Source organism: Geitlerinema sp. CS-897 (genome assembly GCF_028368005.1).
Classification (GTDB): Bacteria; Cyanobacteriota; Cyanobacteriia; order Cyanobacteriales; family Geitlerinemataceae; genus Baaleninema; species Baaleninema simplex.
The window spans coordinates 1-4,270 of the sequence record NZ_JAQNCQ010000141.1; the positions used below are offsets into that span (position 1 = coordinate 1).

Genomic DNA, 4,270 nt, shown 5'->3' on the forward strand with positions numbered 1-4,270 from the left:
AAAATGTAAATTCATCGAATTGGGCGCACTCAATTTCCAGATCCCCGGCATCTCCAAGATGCCGGGGATCTTATACCAGAAGTGCTAATCGGGAATTTTGCCACCCCAAACTGATGTTTTTGCAAAAGTGAGATGCACCCGATCGATTGAAGTTAAAACTCGCCAGAATTTCTATTTTTAACGATTCTAAAGTAATTTTAAGTAGAGCGATTGCGGTGTGTCTGTCCGTCGAGCTATATCAAAAGGCATAAATATCGAGCAAACAATTCAACTCGCGATCGCACCGTATTTAAACCTCTATCCAGTTTCAGATGTCCGAATTCCAACAACTTCCTATAGTAGAACGAGACTGACCTTACAACCTTTGAAAATCTCTAAAGACTCGTCAAAAAGAGGAGCAGCGATCGCTATGGATATCAGCACCGTTTGGGAAAAACTCGCTTGGAACCGAGGTGGAAAAATTCTGTACCTCGTCCTCGACGGCGTCGGCGGACTACCCGACCCCGATAAAGGCGGGACGGAACTACAAGTCGCCGAAACCCCCAACCTCGATCGCTTCGCCAAAGCCGCCAGTTGCGGACAACTCGAAATCGTCGGTCCGGGTATCACCCCCGGTAGCGGTCCGGGACACCTCGCCTTGTTCGGTTACGACCCGCTACAACACGACATCGGACGGGGCGTCCTCTCAGCATTGGGCAGCGATTTCGACCTCCAACCCAACGACATCGCCGCACGAGTCAACTTCGCGACAGTAGACGACGACGGCCGAGTGACCGATCGCCGCGCCGGACGCATCGACACGGAGACGAACCGACGCTTGTGCGACAAGATTTGCGATCGCGTGCGACTCGACGACTTCGAGGGTGAGTTTTTCTTCCAAACCGTCAGCGAACACCGCGCTGTCTTCGTCCTGCGAGGTCGAGGTCTCGACGGTAGACTACAAGATACCGACCCCCAAACCACCGGAACGACGCCGAATCCCCCACAACCGAAAAACGAAAACTCCCGCCAAACCGCCAAACTCGTCCAGTCGTTTCTGGAAAACGTTCGCGAGGTTCTCGCCGACGAACATCCCGCCAACGCAATTCTCATGCGCGGGTTTCAACGCTACGAACCCCTCCCATCTCTGCGCGATCGCTTCGGTTTGCGAGGAGTGTGCATTGCCGACTATCCCATGTATCGCGGTGTCAGTCGCCTGTTGGGAATGGATGTCGTTCCGCGACCCGGCGGTATGAAAGAGCGTTTCGAGGCGTTGCGATCGCACTACAGCGACGATTACGATTTCTACTTCCTCCACGTCAAGCACTCCGACAGTCGTGGCGAAGACGCAAACTTCGACGGTAAAGTCAACGTCATCGAAGAAGTCGATCGCCTTTTACCCCACGTCACCGACCTCGACGCCGACACCATCGCCATTACAGCCGACCACTCTACCCCAGCCGTTCTCGGCGGCCACAGTTGGCATCCCGTTCCCCTAGCCATTCGCGCGCGATCGGCCCGAGTCGATAACGTCTCGCGTTTTGATGAATACGCCTGTGCTAGCGGTGTATTGGGAACTCGTCCCGGTACGCACTTGATGGGTTTGGCACTCGCCCACGCCGGACGCCTCCAGAAGTTTGGAGCGTAATTTACAGTCGCCGTAGGGTGCGTGACTTGAAAAATAGGGTGGAACGCTTGAGAGCGATCGCTCTGTCACGCACCGCCAATGTACACCGCCAACATACAAGGGTGCGTGTCGATCGGTATAGAGTGCAGAGGGCAGAGTGTAGAGTGGGAATTCCTCTTTAACTCTTAACTCTTCCCTGAAAGAGGCGCACCACCCACATACAAGGGTACGTCACATTGGAAAACCGAAAAAGGAAACGGGAAATCTCCCGAACCTGACGTACCGAATTCTTTCCAGGTGGGAGGGAAAACCGATCGATGGGGTATCGACACACGCACAAAAAAACACCCGCTGGATGCGGGTGTATCGAACTCAATTGCGATGCAGGTTAAATCTGTTTCGAGTTATCTCTGTTCTCGACGTTCCACTTCAGCAGCTTGACACGATGGCGGTTTCTCTTAGCCTTCGGTGGTTTCTGCTTCGATTTGTTTCGGTTCTGGGGTGTCGAGTAAGTTGACTTTCACGACGCGATGAACGGCTTCAGGAGCTTTCGGTAACATCAGCGTCAAGATGCCATCTCGATATTCGGCTTTTACGTCGCTGTTGGTGATGGGTTCGGGTAAGTCGATCGTGCGGCGGAATTTACCGATCGGAAATTCGCTGTAAAAACGATGTTTGTCGTCTTTAGGTTCCCGTTTGCGATATTCACCGGCGATCGAGACTTTGTCGCGGGTGACTTCAATGTCGAGATCGTCGCGATCGATCGCTGGAACTAACGCCCGTAATAGAAACGCCTCGGGACGTTCTTCGAGTTCGACGGCGATCGACCAGTTTCGAGAATAATTTTCTCCAGAAACTTCGCTAAAAACGCGATTGAGTTGACGTTCGATGCGATCGAGTTCTTCAAAGGGATTGACGGTGTAGAATCGCATAACTGCCTCCTCTAATTTAGGCTGTGTTTCTCTCTCTATTAGCTGGTTTTCTGCGGACAGTTTTATTGTGCGATCGCACCGCTCGAAATGAAAATGCAGACAACCGTACTTTACTAGGAAACTTGCCGAAATTCGGTTCGCCTCACTCGAAATTCGGTTCTCCGAAATCTCAAAGTCCGTAGGGACAAATCTGACAGGCGCGTGCGGCGGCTTCGGGTGCGATTTCCGTCCGTCGTGCGTTGAAGCCGGGGCTTCCGTCGTAGTCGATATCGTCGTACAGCACTCCCAGCACGCACCGCCGAATCTCGAGGGCTTGTCGTCGGCTCCGAACGCCTTGACACGCCAACGCCGCAGATGACTGACTGACGATGGTGCGCTGGGTTTCAAAGCCCGGATCGCCGTTGTAGTCGATTTCGGTGTACAACAAGCCGTTGAGACAGCGTCTGACTACGTCTTCGCGGTTTTCGGCGAGGGTGGGAGAGATCGGGGTGAGGGGAATTCCAACAATCGTTAAAAGGACGAGGATGAAGCGTTGCATGGGGATCGAACTGGCCTTTGAGACGATTGACGTTTCGATCGCGTCAAAGGTTTCGTTCTGTTTGCGATCGCTTTCTACACTCGAGGCGATCGCTTAAAACAGCAACTCGAATTCTTGGCGAAGTCGGTTGTAATTGGCAACTCGTCCGACGACAATACAGTCATCTTCCGATTTTTGAAAGATCGTTTTCCAATGGCGAACTCGCTCTTCGCGTTCGAGCCAAAAATTGACGATCGCCCGGACGACTTCGTCCCAATCCCAATCGGGCTTTTCATGGACGAGATCCGTCGATCGCACGAATCCATCTAAGCTACAGTCGTAACTTCCGAGATAAGCTCGGCTGCGTTTGGGATTGTTTTCGTGTTCTTGTTGGTGGTTGAAAAAGTTTAAAACCGGGGTGACGGTCACGATTTCAAAGTCAAAGGTGTAGGTCATAGCCACGACAAAAACGAGACTGTGGAAACTGCGATCGCCAATATTTTAAAAGGAGCGATCGAGACCGTTGGACTTTAGCACTTCGAGACGGAGAGTGCTAACCTCAAAACAAAAAGGGTGCGAGTTTTCCTCACACCCCACTTATGGCACAGATTGACGTTTCCAAGCTTACGGGTTCGTTCGTACACGGTCTCGAAAATCCAATTTTCGATCGCTTTCTGCCATTGTACTCAGTCTCGCGATACGCAACTGTTTGCGAGCAACAGTTGTAAAAAAAATTTACGATTTCTAGTCGCTAAAATATAAAAATAAAATAAAAAACGTGGCGTTAACTGCCACGCTAAATTGACGCTCTCCCCCCAACCCTAGCGGGTATGGTCGGAGATTCCTGTTTCACTGGCTCATGCCTAGATAAACGAGCAAGCCCGAATACCCCCGGTCAGAACGCCTTCACAGGCTGTTTGTTTAACGTCCACGATGCGCCCCACCGCAGACATAAGCGAGAATCAAATTCTCTTGGCAACACCAACTGGCGATTTTGTGGTTTACCTCTACCACGGGTTTTTCGGGTGCTCCGAACCATACCCTTAGGATCTTAAAGACCGTTTCCGGTAAGGCAATTTTACCAGTTTGTTCGTTTCGGCGCTATCCCCTTCTCTCGCTATCGCATTGTTCGGGGGATGCACCGAAACTCACCGCCGCTTCACCACCAACCAAGCCTATTGGCTATGGTTGGAGCGCTGCGACGAATCTTGGTAG

The 4,270-nt window shown here is 51.8% G+C and carries 4 protein-coding genes; 1 reads left to right on the forward strand and 3 read right to left on the reverse strand.

All coding sequences use genetic code 11. The features are described 5' to 3' along the window. The first annotated feature begins 409 nt into the window (after positions 1 to 409). Positions 410 to 1,627 (forward strand): 2,3-bisphosphoglycerate-independent phosphoglycerate mutase, encoded by a 1,218-nt coding sequence (locus tag POG22_RS08790; protein ID WP_498904783.1) that lies wholly within the window; start codon positions 410 to 412, stop codon positions 1,625 to 1,627. Positions 1,628 to 2,064: 437 nt separating this feature from the next. Here POG22_RS08790 and POG22_RS08795 read toward each other — a convergent pair whose 3' ends face one another. From POG22_RS08795 to POG22_RS08805, 3 genes are all read right to left on the reverse strand, one after another. Continuing rightward, positions 2,065 to 2,538: an Hsp20/alpha crystallin family protein gene (locus POG22_RS08795; protein WP_498904785.1), complete on the reverse strand. Its 474-nt coding sequence runs from the start codon at positions 2,536 to 2,538 to the stop codon at positions 2,065 to 2,067. A gap of 169 nt (positions 2,539 to 2,707) precedes the next feature. Further along, a complete protein-coding gene (locus tag POG22_RS08800) occupies positions 2,708 to 3,076 on the reverse strand; it encodes a hypothetical protein (RefSeq protein ID WP_498904786.1) in 369 nt (122 codons plus the stop codon). Between the two features lie 93 nt (positions 3,077 to 3,169). After that, complete coding sequence (locus POG22_RS08805; protein ID WP_498904788.1) at positions 3,170 to 3,511, reverse strand: hypothetical protein; 342 nt, start codon at positions 3,509 to 3,511, stop codon at positions 3,170 to 3,172. Positions 3,512 to 4,270: the final 759 nt, after the last annotated feature.